Raw genomic sequence first — 14990 nt, 5'->3', positions numbered from 1 at the left:
TCAGATAATGTGGCCTCGCTGACAAACTCCGCAACAAACAATGAAGCCATTATCTTCGCTTAGCTATACTCACCCGCGCTGAACCATGACGGCACCTGATGTCCATTCCTGATTGTTTACACGGATTAATTAAATGAAACGACGTGATTTTTTAATTGCTGGTGGCTTAACTTTCGCTGCGGCTACCCTTTCCCCATCACTGTTTGCTTCGCAACAACAACCATTAAAAATATTAGCTTTAGTTTTTGATGACTATGAAACCTTAGATCTTCACGGGCCCATTGAGATGTTAGGCCACATGCAAAATGTGCAGATTAAACTGATTGGTGCTAGCCCTACAGTGAGAAGTTATCAAGGACCCAGAGTGGTTACAGATTACCAGCTTGATGATGTAGTTGATTGTGATCTGTTGTTGGTTCCTGGTGGGTTAGGCACGCGAACATTGATCAATGACGAAGCCTTGTTAACGTGGCTTAGGCGTCAGGCAAGCGTGTCTAAAAAGGTATTTTCCGTCTGTACTGGTTCAGCCTTGTTAGCGAAAGCAGGGTTGCTTGACGGAGTGAGTGCAACCACCAACAAAATGGCTTTCTCATGGGTTACCAGTTTGTCACAGCAGGCGTTGTGGCAGCCAAGTGCTCGTTGGGTCGATGACGGACGTTTTTTGACTTCATCTGGTGTTTCAGCTGGTACCGATGCGGCGTTATTTTATGTCCGTCAACGGCGTGGTGAGGCTGAAGCTCGTCGGATTGAGAGATTGACCGAGTATCAGTGGAACAGTGATGCGGCGAATGATCCCTACGCAGTTGAGTCAATGACGCCTTAGCCGATTCGGCTATTTGTTAGTAAAAACGGGTATTTGTTGCTGCTGGCCTGATTGATAAATAATAACCACTCTCTATAACCGCCTAATCATAAGGAGGCGAAATGAAGCAGTGGTTAATTATTTTTTGTTGTGTCGTCTTTGTGATGGCCTCTGTGCTGACTACAGGATTAGTGCGCGCTTTAATCGATCTTAGTGCTTTTATCGCAATACTAGCCTTAGTATGGCATCAAGACTCAGCTAAAGTTGAGAATATAGAGTAGCGAACCCGTCCCAATTGACAACCATAACAGCACGCCGAGAAGCAAAGGTTTAGCGCCAGCTTCTCGCATCCGCTGTATCGTGATACCCGCTCCAATAAAAAATAGACACAAAACTAAGGTGCGTTTAGATAACGCAAATACCTGCTGATATAGCGCTTCTCCCTGAGGGAAATAGTGAGCGGTTGCAATCGCTACACAGTAGAAGATGATAAACAGTGGAATATTGAGTTTGCGTTTATCCCCGCCAAATATCATCGCGCTGATCAACGCCAATGGCACAATCCATAGCGCCCGCGCTAGCTTAATCGTGGTGGCGACTGTCAGTGCCTCATCACCATAGGCGGAGGCTGCACCGACAACCGATGAGGTGTCATGGATAGCAATCGCACTCCATATTCCAAAGTGATATTGGCTCATCTCTAGTAGGTGACCAAGAGCTGGGAACAGAAATAGCGCCATAGAGTTCAGTACAAATACCGTCGCTAAAGCGATAGCGGTTTGCTGGCTGTTGGCCTTAATGGCGGGCGATACTGCTGCAATGGCGCTGCCACCACAGATAGCGGTACCAGCTGAGATCATATGGCCAAGTTTGTCATCGAGTTTCAGTACTTTGGTCAGTAGCGCACCCAGTATCAAGGTAAAAACGATGGAGCCTAATATCAGGCTGATATTGGCCATGCTGGCTTCTATTGCCGCATCGAGTTGAATACCAAAACCTAAGCCTACAATGGAGTAAGCCAATAGTTTCTTGGTGAGACTGGCGAGATTAAACTGTGTTGGCACAAACCCTAAACTGGCTAGGGTAAAGCCAAGAATTAACGCAATAGGCGATGAGATAAATGGTGTTAAACACAGCAGTGAAAAGCCGATAAATACCACGGTTGCTGCGCTATTAGCGTGTCGAGAAAATAGAGCCTTCATCTTGCCTTGTATACAGTGTGACCAATAAGCATCGCAGTATAGTCGCTAATAATATTCGATGAAATTCAATTGCACTTACCCAGAGGTTAAGTTTTGCTTAATCTCTGGGTGATTCAGCATCAATTTAATAGGATTAAACTACCTAAACCTAAAAAGATAAAGAAGCCTACAACATCGGTAACCGTGGTTAAAATCACTGACCCCGCGACGGCTGGATCTATTTTCATCTGCTTCAAAATAAAAGGGATAACAGTCCCTGATGACGCGGCTGCTAAACTGTTAAATACAATCGCGACAAAAATAATGCCTCCAAGTGCTACTGATGAAAACCAGTAGCTGACCACTAACCCAATGAGTGCGCCGAGCAGTAGCCCATTAAAGGCAGCAATTTTTAACTCTTTATCTAACAATAACCTAAGGTTACTGCGACTTAAGTGATTCAGTGCAATACCGCGCAGTGCCACCGCTAAGGTTTGGCTGCCTGCAATGCCGCCCATACTGGCGACTACTGGCATTAAAATGGCCAGCGCTACAACTTGTTGCAAAGCATCACCAAACAAGCCGATGACCCAAGAGGCTAAAAAGGCGGTTAATAGGTTAGTCGTGAGCCAAATTGCGCGCATTTTTGCCGCCACAGAGACAGGGGTAAACAGATCCTCTTCGTCTTGGGCGGTGTCTGAGGCGAGCACTTCAAGGCTTCGCTCTTTTAAGCGTTGCATCAAAATTGACACTGCAATGGCGCCGATGATCTTGCCCTCTTTTTCAACGGGAAACCAGGCAAAGCCGGTTGTAGGGTTAAGGTTCTGGGCGGCTTTGGTGATATCTTCCTCATCATTGACCAGCTCAACATCGCAGAGAATCTGTGACAATGGGGCTTCAGGTGGCACACTGTGTAACTGCTCCATATTGCAGGCGCCGTGGTACTCGCCTTGAGCATCTACCGAATAAATAGCGACTATTTCTCGGCTCTTTATTTTTGCGAGCCGCTCTAATACCCGCCCCACAGAGGCGGTGGGGCGAGAGCGTAAAATATCACTGTTGAGATAACGACCCACTGCCTCATCTTGATAGCGCAGTGCTTGTTGCATCTGCTCTGTGGTCAGAGACTCTTGATGGTCAAGGTAGTCTTCAACTACCTCGTTTGGCAGTATTTCGGCAAAGGTAAGAATATCGATTTCAGATACTCTTGCTGCCAACCCTTTGATCTGTTTCTCTGTGAGCAGGTTTAAAACGTGACGAGCGGTTTCATAATGCAACAGATGCAATATGGGCCAACCGCGATCGATGGGGATATTGTGGCAAATAGGCGAACGGTACTGATCCGTTACCGATTCCAATAGGTCAGCCAGTTCACCATCGCTGTAATCACCCAGAAAGGCCAGTGATGCAGGAGTCTCTTCCTGGTGACTAACAATGTCAATCACCTTCGCTAATAGCTGGTCTTGCTCCAAGACTTCGACGAAGGGGGCTGGATCTGGCATTGTCATCTTACTTCCTTAATTGGACGACGTGGTCATCTTTGCCGGTAGAGCGATGGTCATCGCTTTACCCTTTATTCGCCATTGATTAAAAAGCTGGCCGAGGGATCGACGAGCACTTTATCGCCCATGCCTTCACGGCCGAGTAACATCAAATAACTCATATCTTGGCGATTACTTAAGGTCAGCTCAATTGGCCACTGGTCTTCACCTAGCTGTAATAGGGTTTTGATGACGCAACGCTGTTCAACTTCGCCATTAGACGATTTTATCCGGCGCGTGTCATGCAGGGGCGCGCGACAATGCACCGTCTGCTCCAAATTATAGATATCGGGATGCAGGTCAAACTCGACAAAGGGACGCCCAGCCACTTTAATGCGTTTGAGGTTGTCCACATGCAAAGAGGAGGTTTTTGCTCCAGTGTCGATACGGACATGCAAATCATTAATGCCAAGTTCTGGTAAATGACAGGCCTCAAGATTACCAATAATCATTTTCTTCATATAATACTCATACCTTTAACCATGTCTTTCAGGGTTGTATCGAATTCGACAACGGCATAATTTGATCTGTCATGATTTCGATATGTTCAATTACTTCATCGGCTGAATCGCCAAAATAAGCGATATGGAACATCGCATCACCCTCTAAGACCAATGGAATATTTTGTTTGCCGATAATAATGCCCGCACGCGTCGAGGTCACTTGTTGGATCAGCTCTCCCAGAGGGCTATTGATATCGGCTAACACCTCGCCTTTTTCCACATAGGCACCAAGTTTGGCATATTCACAGACAAACCCACTGGCCGATGCACGAGTCCAGTCGCTCTTGTTAGCGACAAAGGGTTCAATTTTTTTACGACCGGTGCGCTTTCTAATGACACCAAGTGCTGAAAGCACATTTTTAATGCCGCGAACACCCGTTTGAATTGACAATTCGTCAAAACGTAACGCCTCTCCCGCTTCATACAGCAATACTCGTGCGCCCTTATTAACGGCGGATTCGCGTAATGAGCCATCGCGGACATTGGAGTTAAGTAGCACTGGCACCCCAAAAGCTTGTGCTAATGATAAGGTGTCGGCGTCATCCAAATTGGCGCGAATCTGTGGCAAGTTAGACCGATGAATCGCGCCCGTATGCAAGTCAATCCCATAATCACAGTGGGCAACGATGCTATTTAAAAAGGTATAAGCTACGCGTCCAGCAAGCGAACCTTTTTGTGAGCCCGGAAAGCAGCGGTTTAGATCGCGTCTGTCTGGCATGTAGCGGCTCTGATTTAAGACGCCATACACATTTACCATAGGCACTAAAATTAGCGTGCCCCTGGTGAGCTTCACTTGGCTCTGAATCAAACGGCGAATAATTTCAATACCGTTGAGTTCATCGCCATGCACCGCAGCACTAACAAAGATGATAGGCCCATCCCTTTTGGCACGAATAATATGCACTGGCATCGACACTTCGGTGTCGGTATATAAACGTGCTACAGGCAGCTCTAGCTGTCTTTGCTCTCCGGGGAGAATATCTACCCCGCCAATGGTTAACGGGGTTTTCATTAGCCTTTTCCGCGTGTTTTGTTGGCGTGAGGCTTAGCTTTTTTCTCAATAAATTGGAAAATTAGGTCGGCCACATCTTTACCTGTCGCTTTCTCAATGCCCTCAAGTCCTGGTGATGAGTTAACCTCCATTACCACTGGGCCATTGTTCGATTGCAATATGTCGACACCACACAGATTTAGCCCCATCGCTTTAGCAGCATTAATTGCTGTCGCGCGCTCCTCTTTAGTGAGGCGAACGAGTTGAGCTTCGCCGCCGCGATGTAGGTTAGATCTAAACTCACCTTCAGCCGCTTGACGTTTCATGGCCGCCACAACTTTATCGCCCACCACAAAACAGCGGATATCGGCACCGCCCGCTTCTTTGATGAACTCTTGCACCAAAATGTTGGCTTTAAGCCCCATAAACGCTTCGATAACACTCTCGGCTGCTTTATTGGTCTCGGCTAATACCACACCGATACCCTGTGTGCCTTCGAGTAACTTGATCACTAAAGGTGCGCCGCCGACATTCTTGATTAAATCTTGAATTTTATCTGGCTTGCTCGCAAAACCGGTGCGGGGCAGGCCTATGCCCTTACGCGATAACAGCTGCAGCGAGCGTAGTTTGTCACGAGAGCGACTAATCGCCACCGACTCGTTGACTGAAAACGTGCCCATCATCTCAAACTGACGCACCACGGCGGTACCGTAAAACGTAATTGACGAACCGATACGAGGAATAATGGCATCGTACTGTGGTAGCACTGCACCCATATAGCGTACCGTCGGATTACTACTGGTAATATCCATGTAGCAATGCAGAGTGTCGATGATATCGACCACATGACCGCGAGCTTCTCCCGCCTCTTTCATGCGACGGGTTGAATATAGGTTTTCACCACGAGACAAAATTGCAATGCGCATTTGTGCATTCCTTAAAAAATCTAACTCTCATCTAGTTGAGAGTGGAGCATTTGGTCCAACTAGCGCTGGACGATGAATTGGATAAATAATCGCTAACCTTAGGTCAGTCTACACTAAGGGTTGCGTTATAAATATAGCCACTAAAATGGCTCTAGTGTCTAATTTATCAATAAAAAGTACGATGGTGTTGTTACGATTTTTTTTACTAGCCTAGCCAACGAGGACGCGAAAATAGGGTGAAAAACTTTAATTGGAAAGCTAATTATTTTTATCGTAACAATAACAAACGCTAATCGTTAAGTGTGGGGCGCAGTGCATCGAAGTTATTGATAAAAAAATGCCCAACACTAAGCAAAGCTTGATGTTGGGCATAGTGAATATTTAGCCGTTTTTTACCAAAAAAGCTTATCTCATGGTCACGAACTCTTCGGCGCCAGTGGGGTGGATAGCGACTACTGCATCAAAGTCAGCCTTGGTTGCGCCCATCTTCATGGCAACACCGAAACCTTGCAAAATCTCATCCATGCCATAGCCGATACCGTGAATACCCACGACCTTTTCATTGTCGCCAGCGCAGATAAGTTTCATTTTGCATGCTTGGCGATGAGCGGTGACGGCGGTATACATTGAAGTGAAGCCAGAGGTGTAGACTTTTACGTTGGCTTCACCAAATTGCGCGATGGCTTCTGGCTCGGTTAATCCCATGGTTCCAATGGCTGGATGGCTAAAGACCACGGTAGGGATGAGGCTGTAATCCATTTTGGCGTCAGTCATGCCGTTAAATAGGCGCTCTGACAGTAAACGGCCCGCTTTAACAGCAACTGGGGTTAGTTCAACACCACCTTCGATAATATCACCGACGCAATACACGCCCTTGGCGCTGGTGTTTTGTTGCTCATCGACAATGACATAGCCTTTGTCGCTAAGTTTCACGTCGGTATTTTCAATACCAATGTTATTGGTTGAAGGCTTACGGCCTATTGCCCAAATAAGGGTGTCGACGTGATATTGCTCACCGCTTTCAAGGGTCAGTGTTAGGCTACCGTCATTATTCTTAACCACAGATTGCGGTACGCTATGCGTATGCAGTGCAAGGCCATCGGTCGCCATACTTTCCATTAGGGCTTCACTAAGCATTGGGTCGAAGCTACGGAGCGGTGCGTGTTTACGCACAAACAGATGGGTTTCGCTGCCAAGGGCATGCAGCACGCCAGCGACTTCTACCGCAATATAACCCGCACCCACTACAGCTACGCGCTTAGGTTGTTCGTTAAGGGCGAAAAAGCCATCTGAGTCGATACCATGCTCTGCGCCAGGAATGTTAGGAATAGTTGGTGAGCCACCCGTTGCAATCAGGATATGATCGGCAGTGTAATGCTCGCCATTGACTTCAATGGTGTGGTTATCAATAAAGCGACCATAACCGCGCACTAAGGTCACGCCGTTGTTTTCGAGACCGCGATCGTAAGAGCCGTGGATGCGCTCAATATAGGCTTCGCGGCTTTCGACCAGCTTACTCCAGTCAAATTGGTTCACGGAGACATCAAAACCATAATCTTTGGCATACAGGTGCATTGCTTCAGCAACCTGTGCACCATACCACATCACCTTTTTAGGCACACAGCCCACATTGACACAGGTACCACCAAGCGCCTTTGCTTCGATAAGTAGCACTTTAGCACCACGCATAGCGGCACGGTTCGCCGATGCGATTCCACCGCTACCCGCGCCTAAACAGATATAGTCAAAGTGTTGAGCCATCATTTTCTCCAAATTCGAACCATTGCATATTGCGGTCATTGTAGGGGTAAAAAGCATGGTAAACCAGTGCTCAATGTTTGTGCCTTATCATAGACCTTGTCGCCAGAGGTTCGCTTTCAGTCAGCAGGGTGATTAGCGTCGATATTGGCAGCGGTTGTGATCGTCTTGATTGGGTCCCTCTGCGCCACACTTCATGCAGACCCACTCAGATTGTCGTGCTTGCAGTTCATCATACTGGTAGCCAAACTGCTTGGTATTGCCTGTTTTTAAAGTCTTTTCTAGGTGGCGCATGCGCTTATTTAACCAACGACAACTGGGGTTATCAGCAACGCTATCACGGCTAGCGAGTTGCTGCTTACGACTTCGTTTTTTGGGCTTACTTTTGCGCAATGGCTTGGTGACAACCGGTTGGGAGATTGATTGCACTGGCGCAGCGTGATAGTTCAGTGCCGCCTTGTCGCCGGTGGGTATCACAATAGGGTTGCCTTCACTGTCAAGGGCGACATTTTGCGGCAGGGTATGTGTTTCAGTTATCGGCTGTTCGGGGTCGGCAGCAAAGACGCAAACGCAGCATAAACTAAGCGCGATGATAGAGGTAAGGGGGTGATATCGTTGTGCAGACATTCCATGTCCTCATGCTTAGACCGTTGCGCTCCTTGCAACGATTTCATGCTTAAAGTTAGTCGATACCGACCGAGCCTGCCACTCGCAAACGCTAAAGTGCAGCGTTAAGTTAAAAGCTCCAAGTTAAATGAATGCCAGCATAGGTTTGGTCTAAGCTGTCGTGGCTACCTTGTTGCTCTTGTTTAATATCTTCTTGAGCTAATGTGTGGCTAATGTGGCCAGATAACACTAAATTGCTACTCGTTTGGTACTCAGCTTCAATACCAAACTGGAAGTGATTTGGGCCGTTATGTGCCTCGGTAGCATATTGGAAATCAAATGCTTGTGTAACGTAGGGGGTGAGTGTGAGTTGCTCGGTCACAGGCCAACTGCTATGCAGGCTTGCTTCAATAAAATATCCGCCTGCTTCGGTAGAATAGGTGTAAGCCATTGACGGGGTTAACCACTCTACAGCGCTGTAACTGAGTGACGCAAATAGTTCATTATCGCTACCGCGTTCATCACCATAGGCTTCGATACGTTGGTAGCCTATCGATGCTTCTAGGTTTTCAGCAATCGAAAAACCATACTCTAGACCAAAGTTCCACTCGGTGTAGGTTTCGCTGTCACCGCGTCCCACTGTGGTATAGATGACGAGATCTTGGTATTGCACCGCGGCCGTACCCCAATAGATACCGCCGTGATCTAAATTGTTGCGTCCTTCGGAAATGTACTCAGAATCCCAGCCCATATCCAAAATAAATTCGAGTGGTTGCGCGTCACTGTGGGCAATAATATTGGTGATGTGAGAGTCGTCGATACTGGTTGCTTGACCTGGTTCGTTAGCAAAAGTCACCGTGCTCACAAGCAGCATACTGGTTGCTAATGAAAAAGTGATTTGTTTCATACCCAATGAAATTCCGATGGCTGTATCCTGTTTACATGGAGCATAGGCAGTTACGTGCTAAACGTAAATGATAATGCATTGCATTTGCGAACCGCTTATCAATTACGGCTATGTAAATATTGAGTAAATCTTATTTTTGCCGTAGATCAAAGTTTTTATTTTATATGCCTGCTAGAGGGCGCCATTTCAATTCTCTTGGGCACTCATGCTTGAATAGCATTGAGTTCGCCCATATCTATTACTCTGTATCTTAAGATTTTCGAGGAAATATGATGAGTAATCCTTTGCTGAGCGGTGCCACCTTGCCGCAATTTTCGCAAATTAAACCTGAGCACATTCAGCCCGCAGTAGAGCAGGGGATTGAAAACTGTCGCCAGAAAATCGATCAGGTGTTAGCCGCTGGTGGTCCGTATACATGGGGCAATTTCATTACGCCGCTTGAACAGGTAGACGATGAGCTAAGCCAGATCTGGTCACCCGTGTCGCATATGAATTCAGTACTGAGCACCGATGAGTGGCGTGCCGCTCATGATGCCTGTTTACCGTTACTGTCAGAATACGGTACCTATGTTGGTCAGCATCAAGGATTATACGAAGCTTATAAGTCACTCAAAGCCTCTGATGAATTTGCTACATTAAGCCAGGCACAGCAAACCAGCATCGAGCATAGTCTACGTGATTTTGAGCTGTCAGGGATAGGATTGAGCGATAAAGGTAAACAAACATACGGAAAATTGGTTAAACGTTTATCTGAGCTAACTAGTCAGTTCTCTAATCAACTACTTGATGCGACTCAAGCATGGACTAAATTGGTAACAGATAAGTCAGCACTGGCAGGGTTACCTGCATCAGCCGTTGCCGCTGCAAAAGCTATGGCTGAGGCTAAAGGCCTTGAAGGCTGGCTATTTACTTTAGACTTTCCATCATACCTACCCGTGATGACCTACAGTGATAACCGTGAATTACGTGAAGAGTGTTATCGCGCTTTTGTGACGCGTGCGTCAGACCAAGGGCCCAATGGGGGGGAATTTGATAATAGTCCCTTGATGGATGAAATTGTGGCCCTAAGACATGAGCTGGCCCAATTACTTGGGTTTGATAGTTACGCTCATAAGTCGCTAGCGACCAAAATGGCGCAATCGCCACAACAAGTGTTGGATTTTTTAAATGAGTTGGCTGCACGTTCTAAATCTCAGGGCGAAACCGAGCTTAACGAACTCACTGAATTTGCAACGACAACCTACGGTGTTAGCGACTTATCTCCTTGGGATCTGAGCTATTATGCTGAGAAACTCAAGCACCATAGGTATGAGATATCTCAAGAGTTGTTACGTCCTTACTTCCCAGAAGACCGTGTGTTATCAGGGCTGTTTTATACCGTCTCACGCCTATTCGGTTTAAGTATTGAAGAGCAAAAAGATGTCGACACTTGGCACAAAGATGTGCGTTTCTTTCATATTAAAGATACCAATGACGAACATCGAGGCAGTTTTTATCTTGATCTTTATGCGCGTGAAGGCAAGCGCGGTGGCGCATGGATGGATGATTGTCGCGTGCGTCGCCAAACTGAAAGCGGTTTGCAAGATCCGGTGGCATACCTCACCTGTAATTTTAATGCGCCAGTTGACGGTAAACCGGCACTATTTACCCATGATGAAGTGACTACCCTGTTCCATGAGTTTGGTCATGGCATTCATCACATGCTGACAAAGATTGATGTGGCGGGTGTATCGGGCATCAATGGTGTGCCTTGGGATGCCGTGGAGCTGCCTAGTCAGTTTATGGAAAACTGGTGTTATGAAGAGGAAGCGCTTGCGGAGATCTCTGGTCATTATGAAACTGGCGAGCCACTGCCGAAGGCGATGTTAGATAAGATGCTGGCGGCGAAAAACTTCCAGTCAGGCATGATTATGCTGCGTCAATTGGAGTTTTCGCTGTTTGATTTCCGTCTGCATCTTGAGTTTGACCCTAGCGTTGGCGCAGAAATTCAGGCGAAGTTGAACGAGGTAAGAGAGCAAGTCGCCGTGGTGAAGGCGGCTGAATTTAACCGTTTCCAACACAGCTTTGCACATATTTTTGCTGGGGGCTATGCCGCGGGTTATTACAGCTACAAATGGGCCGAAGTACTGTCTGCCGATGCGTTTTCCCGTTTTGAAGCTGAAGGGATCTTCAATGCCGAGACTGGCCATAGTTTCTTAGAAAACATCTTAGAGATGGGCGGTAGCTTAGAGCCGATGACGCTATTTAAGCGGTTTATGGGCCGTGAACCTAAGATAGATGCCTTACTCAGGCACTCAGGTATCAATGGCTAGTGCTGTTGAGCTAATAGGTTAAGGTAAAATGCCAACACACAAGGGTTGGCATTTTTGATTGTGCCCAACAATCGTGGTGTGGCTTCCAAATTGTGTTAAATCATGTAGGGTAATCAATATCTATAGACTTGATTACAATTTGTTATGATAAATCCAATCTGGTTACGTAGTTTTTGTACGCTGGTGGAGCTTGGCCACTTTACTCGCACGGCTGAGCGACTCTATATGACCCAATCTGGGGTGAGTCAGCATATTCGTAAATTGGAAGAGCAGCTCGATACACCGCTATTAATAAGAGAGGGTAAACAGTTTTCGCTCACTGATGCAGGGCAAAAGCTCTATCAACAAGGGCAAGATATTCTGCTAGCTCTCGATGCGCTGCAGCAGTCGGTTAAGGTCGATCCGCCCTTTGAAGGGCTTGTACGATTAATGTCGCCGGGGAGTATTGGTCTCAAGTTGTATACTGAACTTCTAGGCCTTCAGCAGCAGCACAACGGGTTAACGCTGGATTACCGAATCAACTCTAACTCAGGTGTTGAAACCGCGATTGCAGACTTAGATGCTGATTTAGGCTTAATGACTCGACAGCCCATCTTAAGTGAGGTGCAAAGCCGATTGATCGCCCAAGAACCACTATTGCTGGTAACCCCTGCGTCACATACATCTTTGAGTTGGTCGTCATTACAGCAGCTTGGCTTTATCAATCATCCAGATGGCGCACACCATGCTAACTTGTTATTGGCCGCTAACTATACAGAGTTTGAGCACTGCGACCAGCTGAGTCATCGAGGCTTTTCTAATCAGATCAGCCTGATACTAGAGCCTGTGAGTCGTGGGTTAGGCTTTACCGTGTTGCCTGCCTATGCTGTCGAGGCGTTCGCACGCCCCGAGTTGATCAGCTCGCACCCCTTAAGTGTGCCTGTAAGTGAACCCATCTATTTATGTTACCGACGCCAAACGACGTTACCAAAGCGAGTGATCTCGGTTATGGATGAGATTGTCGCCAGGTTATAACGAGGTGGCATAAAAACGCCGAACTCAGTTCGGCGTTTTTATGGTCAGTCAAGGCTATCACTCAGGGCTATGGCGTATAGTAGGTCGCAGCTCCTGGGCCCACAGGTAAACCTAATGCAAATACCCAGATAAAGAAGAAGCAGGTCCAGCCAATAAAGAACACGATAGAGTACGGCAACATGGTTGCCACTAAAGTGCCTATGCCAAGGTTCTTTTTATACTGAGAAGCCACCGCCAAAATAAGCCCAAAATAGCTCATCATAGGGGTGATAAGGTTAGTGACCGAGTCGCCGATTCGGTACGCAGCCTGAATTGTCTCAGGCGCGTAGCCGACGAGCATTAGCATAGGGACAAAAATTGGCGCGGTCACCGCCCACTGCGCCGAGGCGCTACCTAGCATTAAGTTGATGAAGCCACACATCATAATAAATAGGACAAATACAACGGGACCCGTTAACCCTATCGCACTCAGGGCATCAGCCCCTGTGACCGCGAGCACGGCGCCGAGATTGGTCCACTTAAAGAAGGCGACAAACTGTGAGGCAAAAAATACCAGCACAATGTACATTCCCATGGTACTCATGCTGTGAGACATGGCATCAATCACATCTTTGTCGCGCTTCATGGTGCCTACAACCTTACCGTAAACTAGGCCCGGAATCGCAAAACAGATAAAGATAAAGGCAACAATACCCTTTAGGAAAGGTGAGCCAGCGACTAAGCCTGTCTCTGGGTTTCTCAGTGGGGCATTGTCAGGGATGATGGTTAACGCAAGGATAGCCGACAAGACCAAGATAGCGACCCCCGCAGCCTTTAAACCGCGTTTTTCTTGGGCGGTGACTCCATCCATCTTTTGGGCATGCAAATCGATAGAGGCTTCTTCTGGATCATATTTGCCCAACTTAGGCTCAACGATTTTTTCGGTAACAATGGCGCCAAGAATGGTGATCAGGAACGTCGACACAAACATGAAATACCAGTTCACTTCAGGGCCAACAAGATACTCAGGATCGATCATCTGCGCCGCCGCTTCGGTGATGCCTGATAGCAGTGGGTCGACCGTTCCTAATAGTAAGTTAGCGCTGTAACCACCAGACACCCCTGCAAATGCGGCGGCTAAGCCCGCTAACGGGTGGCGACCAAGAGAGTGAAATATTAGCGCTGCCATGGGGATAAGTACCACATAGCCCAGTTCAGAGGCGGTATTTGACACGATACCCGCAAATACAATGGTTAGCGTCACTAGGCGTTTAGATGCCCCCATGACCAAAGAGCGCATGGCGGCTGAGAGTAGCCCTGAGCGTTCAGCAATGCCGACACCCAGTAGGGCAACTAACACAGTGCCAAGTGGTGTAAACCCAGTAAAGTTAGTGACTAGATTGGAGACGATGAGTCGCAGTCCTTCACCATTCATTAAGCTGACGACATGAATCAGACCATCGGCACTGCGACCCGGTGCACCAACAGGCCTTGGGTCGGTAACGGTTAATTCAAAGTAACCTGCAATGCCACTGATGGCGATCACGGCAAGACAGAACATCGCAAACAGCGTGATTGGATGGGGCAGCAAGTTACCTAATCGCTCAACCACATTTAAAAAGCGAACAAAGGCACCGCTTTGACCCGCTGTGGGTGGCGTTATACTTGAGGAGGGCAGGCCATCCTGTTGATTTGTACTCATCATACTTCCTTCATTGCGGGCATCTTTGTGCCTTTTATTTAGTATTGGTACTCGCACGCTTTAGCGCGATCGCGAGTTAACCAAGCATGATGGCAGAGGCGGTTTAATTGAAACTTAAATCTGAGTAATTAGATGGGGTATTAAAAAAATAGACCCGATTCTGAAGCAGAATGGGTCTCAATAGGATGATGTCACCAAAACTCACAATGGGGAGGTGAGTTGCTGTTTGGTTAGTGAATAGATTAGCGCTAAATTGCTGTACAAAGCCTGAACATTAGTCGGGTTTAAAACTTGGCCAAAACGCAGACAAAAAAAAGACCTCTTATGGGGTAAGAGGTCAAAATGGGATTTACGAACAAGCGTCTTTCAATTCAATGAGGCTAGCTTAACAATCATTCGCTGTACCTGAGCTGAATAGGTCAAAATGAGCTGTTATCTCTAACTGTGGTGGATGCATCTTCTAGTGCTGTTAATGTTAGCTTTTTGTCGAAAAAATTGTGATTTTCAGCTAGGTTTGTATAAAAATGATGAAATTATAACTTGTTTTATTGCTTTTAAAATCAATGAACTCTGTATTTATTTGGCTTATTTAGTTGACTTGTTTGTCATTTTCGCCTGTTTCTAATTCAAACGGTATTTTGTTTCTGTTAATGCATAGGTCAACTATCTGACTTAAGCGTAAAAGCTAGCAGATAACTGCTAATTGTTGATTTTTACAACAAATTATATTGCGACGATTGGCATACAAATAACTGGAATTCTTCAACA

Annotated in this window: 13 protein-coding genes; 4 read left to right on the top strand and 9 right to left on the bottom strand. The window is 46.8% G+C overall.

Features of this window, described 5'->3' with window-relative positions; translation table 11 throughout:
• Positions 1–133: 133 nt before the first annotated feature.
• Together L876_RS0113390 and L876_RS22915 are read left to right on the top strand one after the other, a co-directional pair.
• Entirely contained in the window at positions 134–823 is a 690-nt protein-coding gene (locus L876_RS0113390) for a DJ-1/PfpI family protein (RefSeq protein ID WP_028764275.1), read from the top strand.
• A 101-nt stretch (positions 824–924) separates the two neighbouring features.
• Positions 925–1083, top strand: coding sequence for a hypothetical protein (locus L876_RS22915; protein ID WP_169731093.1), 159 nt, complete (start codon positions 925–927; stop codon positions 1081–1083).
• Here L876_RS22915 and L876_RS0113380 read toward each other — a convergent pair.
• From L876_RS0113380 to L876_RS0113345, 8 genes are all read right to left on the bottom strand, one after another.
• A complete protein-coding gene (locus L876_RS0113380; RefSeq protein WP_028764274.1) occupies positions 1057–2004 on the bottom strand; it encodes a YeiH family protein in 948 nt (315 codons plus the stop codon). The genes L876_RS22915 and L876_RS0113380 overlap by 27 nt on opposite strands.
• 119 nt (positions 2005–2123) lie before the next feature.
• Positions 2124–3491 (bottom strand): magnesium transporter, encoded by a 1368-nt coding sequence (locus L876_RS0113375; protein ID WP_037428723.1) that lies wholly within the window; start codon positions 3489–3491, stop codon positions 2124–2126.
• A gap of 65 nt (positions 3492–3556) precedes the next feature.
• Positions 3557–3985, bottom strand: coding sequence for an ATP-dependent zinc protease family protein (locus tag L876_RS0113370; protein WP_028764272.1), 429 nt, complete (start codon positions 3983–3985; stop codon positions 3557–3559).
• A 28-nt stretch (positions 3986–4013) separates the two neighbouring features.
• The gene (locus L876_RS0113365; protein ID WP_028764271.1) at positions 4014–5039 is read right to left on the bottom strand and encodes a succinylglutamate desuccinylase/aspartoacylase family protein; all 1026 of its coding nucleotides are present in this window, start codon (positions 5037–5039) and stop codon (positions 4014–4016) included.
• Entirely contained in the window at positions 5039–5944 is a 906-nt protein-coding gene (gene rimK / locus L876_RS0113360) for a 30S ribosomal protein S6--L-glutamate ligase (RefSeq protein ID WP_028764270.1), read from the bottom strand. The genes L876_RS0113365 and rimK overlap by 1 nt, the downstream gene beginning before the upstream one ends.
• Positions 5945–6349: 405 nt before the next feature.
• A complete protein-coding gene (gene gorA, locus L876_RS0113355) occupies positions 6350–7705 on the bottom strand; it encodes a glutathione-disulfide reductase (RefSeq protein WP_028764269.1) in 1356 nt (451 codons plus the stop codon).
• A gap of 132 nt (positions 7706–7837) precedes the next feature.
• The gene (locus L876_RS0113350) at positions 7838–8329 is read right to left on the bottom strand and encodes a hypothetical protein (protein WP_028764268.1); all 492 of its coding nucleotides are present in this window, start codon (positions 8327–8329) and stop codon (positions 7838–7840) included.
• Positions 8330–8438: 109 nt separating this feature from the next.
• Complete coding sequence (locus L876_RS0113345; RefSeq protein WP_051413128.1) at positions 8439–9215, bottom strand: hypothetical protein; 777 nt, start codon at positions 9213–9215, stop codon at positions 8439–8441.
• Between the two features lie 272 nt (positions 9216–9487).
• Here L876_RS0113345 and prlC point away from each other — a divergent pair, with 272 nt between their 5' ends.
• Together prlC and L876_RS0113335 are read left to right on the top strand one after the other, a co-directional pair.
• A complete protein-coding gene (prlC, locus tag L876_RS0113340; RefSeq protein WP_028764266.1) occupies positions 9488–11527 on the top strand; it encodes an oligopeptidase A in 2040 nt (679 codons plus the stop codon).
• 144 nt (positions 11528–11671) lie between these two features.
• Complete coding sequence (locus L876_RS0113335; RefSeq protein WP_028764265.1) at positions 11672–12541, top strand: LysR family transcriptional regulator; 870 nt, start codon at positions 11672–11674, stop codon at positions 12539–12541.
• 67 nt (positions 12542–12608) lie between these two features.
• Here L876_RS0113335 and L876_RS0113330 read toward each other — a convergent pair whose 3' ends face one another.
• On the bottom strand, positions 12609–14222 hold the full coding sequence (locus L876_RS0113330; protein ID WP_028764264.1) for an AbgT family transporter: 1614 nt from the start codon (positions 14220–14222) through the stop codon (positions 12609–12611).
• Positions 14223–14990 lie beyond the last annotated feature (768 nt).

The sequence above is a fragment of the Shewanella colwelliana ATCC 39565 genome (genome assembly GCF_000518705.1).
GTDB lineage: Bacteria > Pseudomonadota > Gammaproteobacteria > Enterobacterales > Shewanellaceae > Shewanella > Shewanella colwelliana.
Note: the sequence above shows the minus strand (reverse complement) of the source record. Positions and strands in the feature narration are given on the sequence as shown.

What these genes read in the sequence shown, in the direction of transcription:
- L876_RS0113390 (WP_028764275.1), top strand. Translation starts at nt 134, where the DNA reads ATGAAACGACGTGATTTTTTAATTGCTGGTGGCTTAACTTTCGCTGCG.
- L876_RS22915 (WP_169731093.1), top strand. Translation starts at nt 925, where the DNA reads ATGAAGCAGTGGTTAATTATTTTTTGTTGTGTCGTCTTTGTGATGGCC.
- L876_RS0113380 (WP_028764274.1), bottom strand. Translation starts at nt 2,004, where the DNA reads ATGAAGGCTCTATTTTCTCGACACGCTAATAGCGCAGCAACCGTGGTA.
- L876_RS0113375 (WP_037428723.1), bottom strand. Translation starts at nt 3,491, where the DNA reads ATGACAATGCCAGATCCAGCCCCCTTCGTCGAAGTCTTGGAGCAAGAC.
- L876_RS0113370 (WP_028764272.1), bottom strand. Translation starts at nt 3,985, where the DNA reads ATGAAGAAAATGATTATTGGTAATCTTGAGGCCTGTCATTTACCAGAA.
- L876_RS0113365 (WP_028764271.1), bottom strand. Translation starts at nt 5,039, where the DNA reads ATGAAAACCCCGTTAACCATTGGCGGGGTAGATATTCTCCCCGGAGAG.
- rimK (WP_028764270.1), bottom strand. Translation starts at nt 5,944, where the DNA reads ATGCGCATTGCAATTTTGTCTCGTGGTGAAAACCTATATTCAACCCGT.
- gorA (WP_028764269.1), bottom strand. Translation starts at nt 7,705, where the DNA reads ATGGCTCAACACTTTGACTATATCTGTTTAGGCGCGGGTAGCGGTGGA.
- L876_RS0113350 (WP_028764268.1), bottom strand. Translation starts at nt 8,329, where the DNA reads ATGTCTGCACAACGATATCACCCCCTTACCTCTATCATCGCGCTTAGT.
- L876_RS0113345 (WP_051413128.1), bottom strand. Translation starts at nt 9,215, where the DNA reads ATGAAACAAATCACTTTTTCATTAGCAACCAGTATGCTGCTTGTGAGC.
- prlC (WP_028764266.1), top strand. Translation starts at nt 9,488, where the DNA reads ATGAGTAATCCTTTGCTGAGCGGTGCCACCTTGCCGCAATTTTCGCAA.
- L876_RS0113335 (WP_028764265.1), top strand. Translation starts at nt 11,672, where the DNA reads ATGATAAATCCAATCTGGTTACGTAGTTTTTGTACGCTGGTGGAGCTT.
- L876_RS0113330 (WP_028764264.1), bottom strand. Translation starts at nt 14,222, where the DNA reads ATGAGTACAAATCAACAGGATGGCCTGCCCTCCTCAAGTATAACGCCA.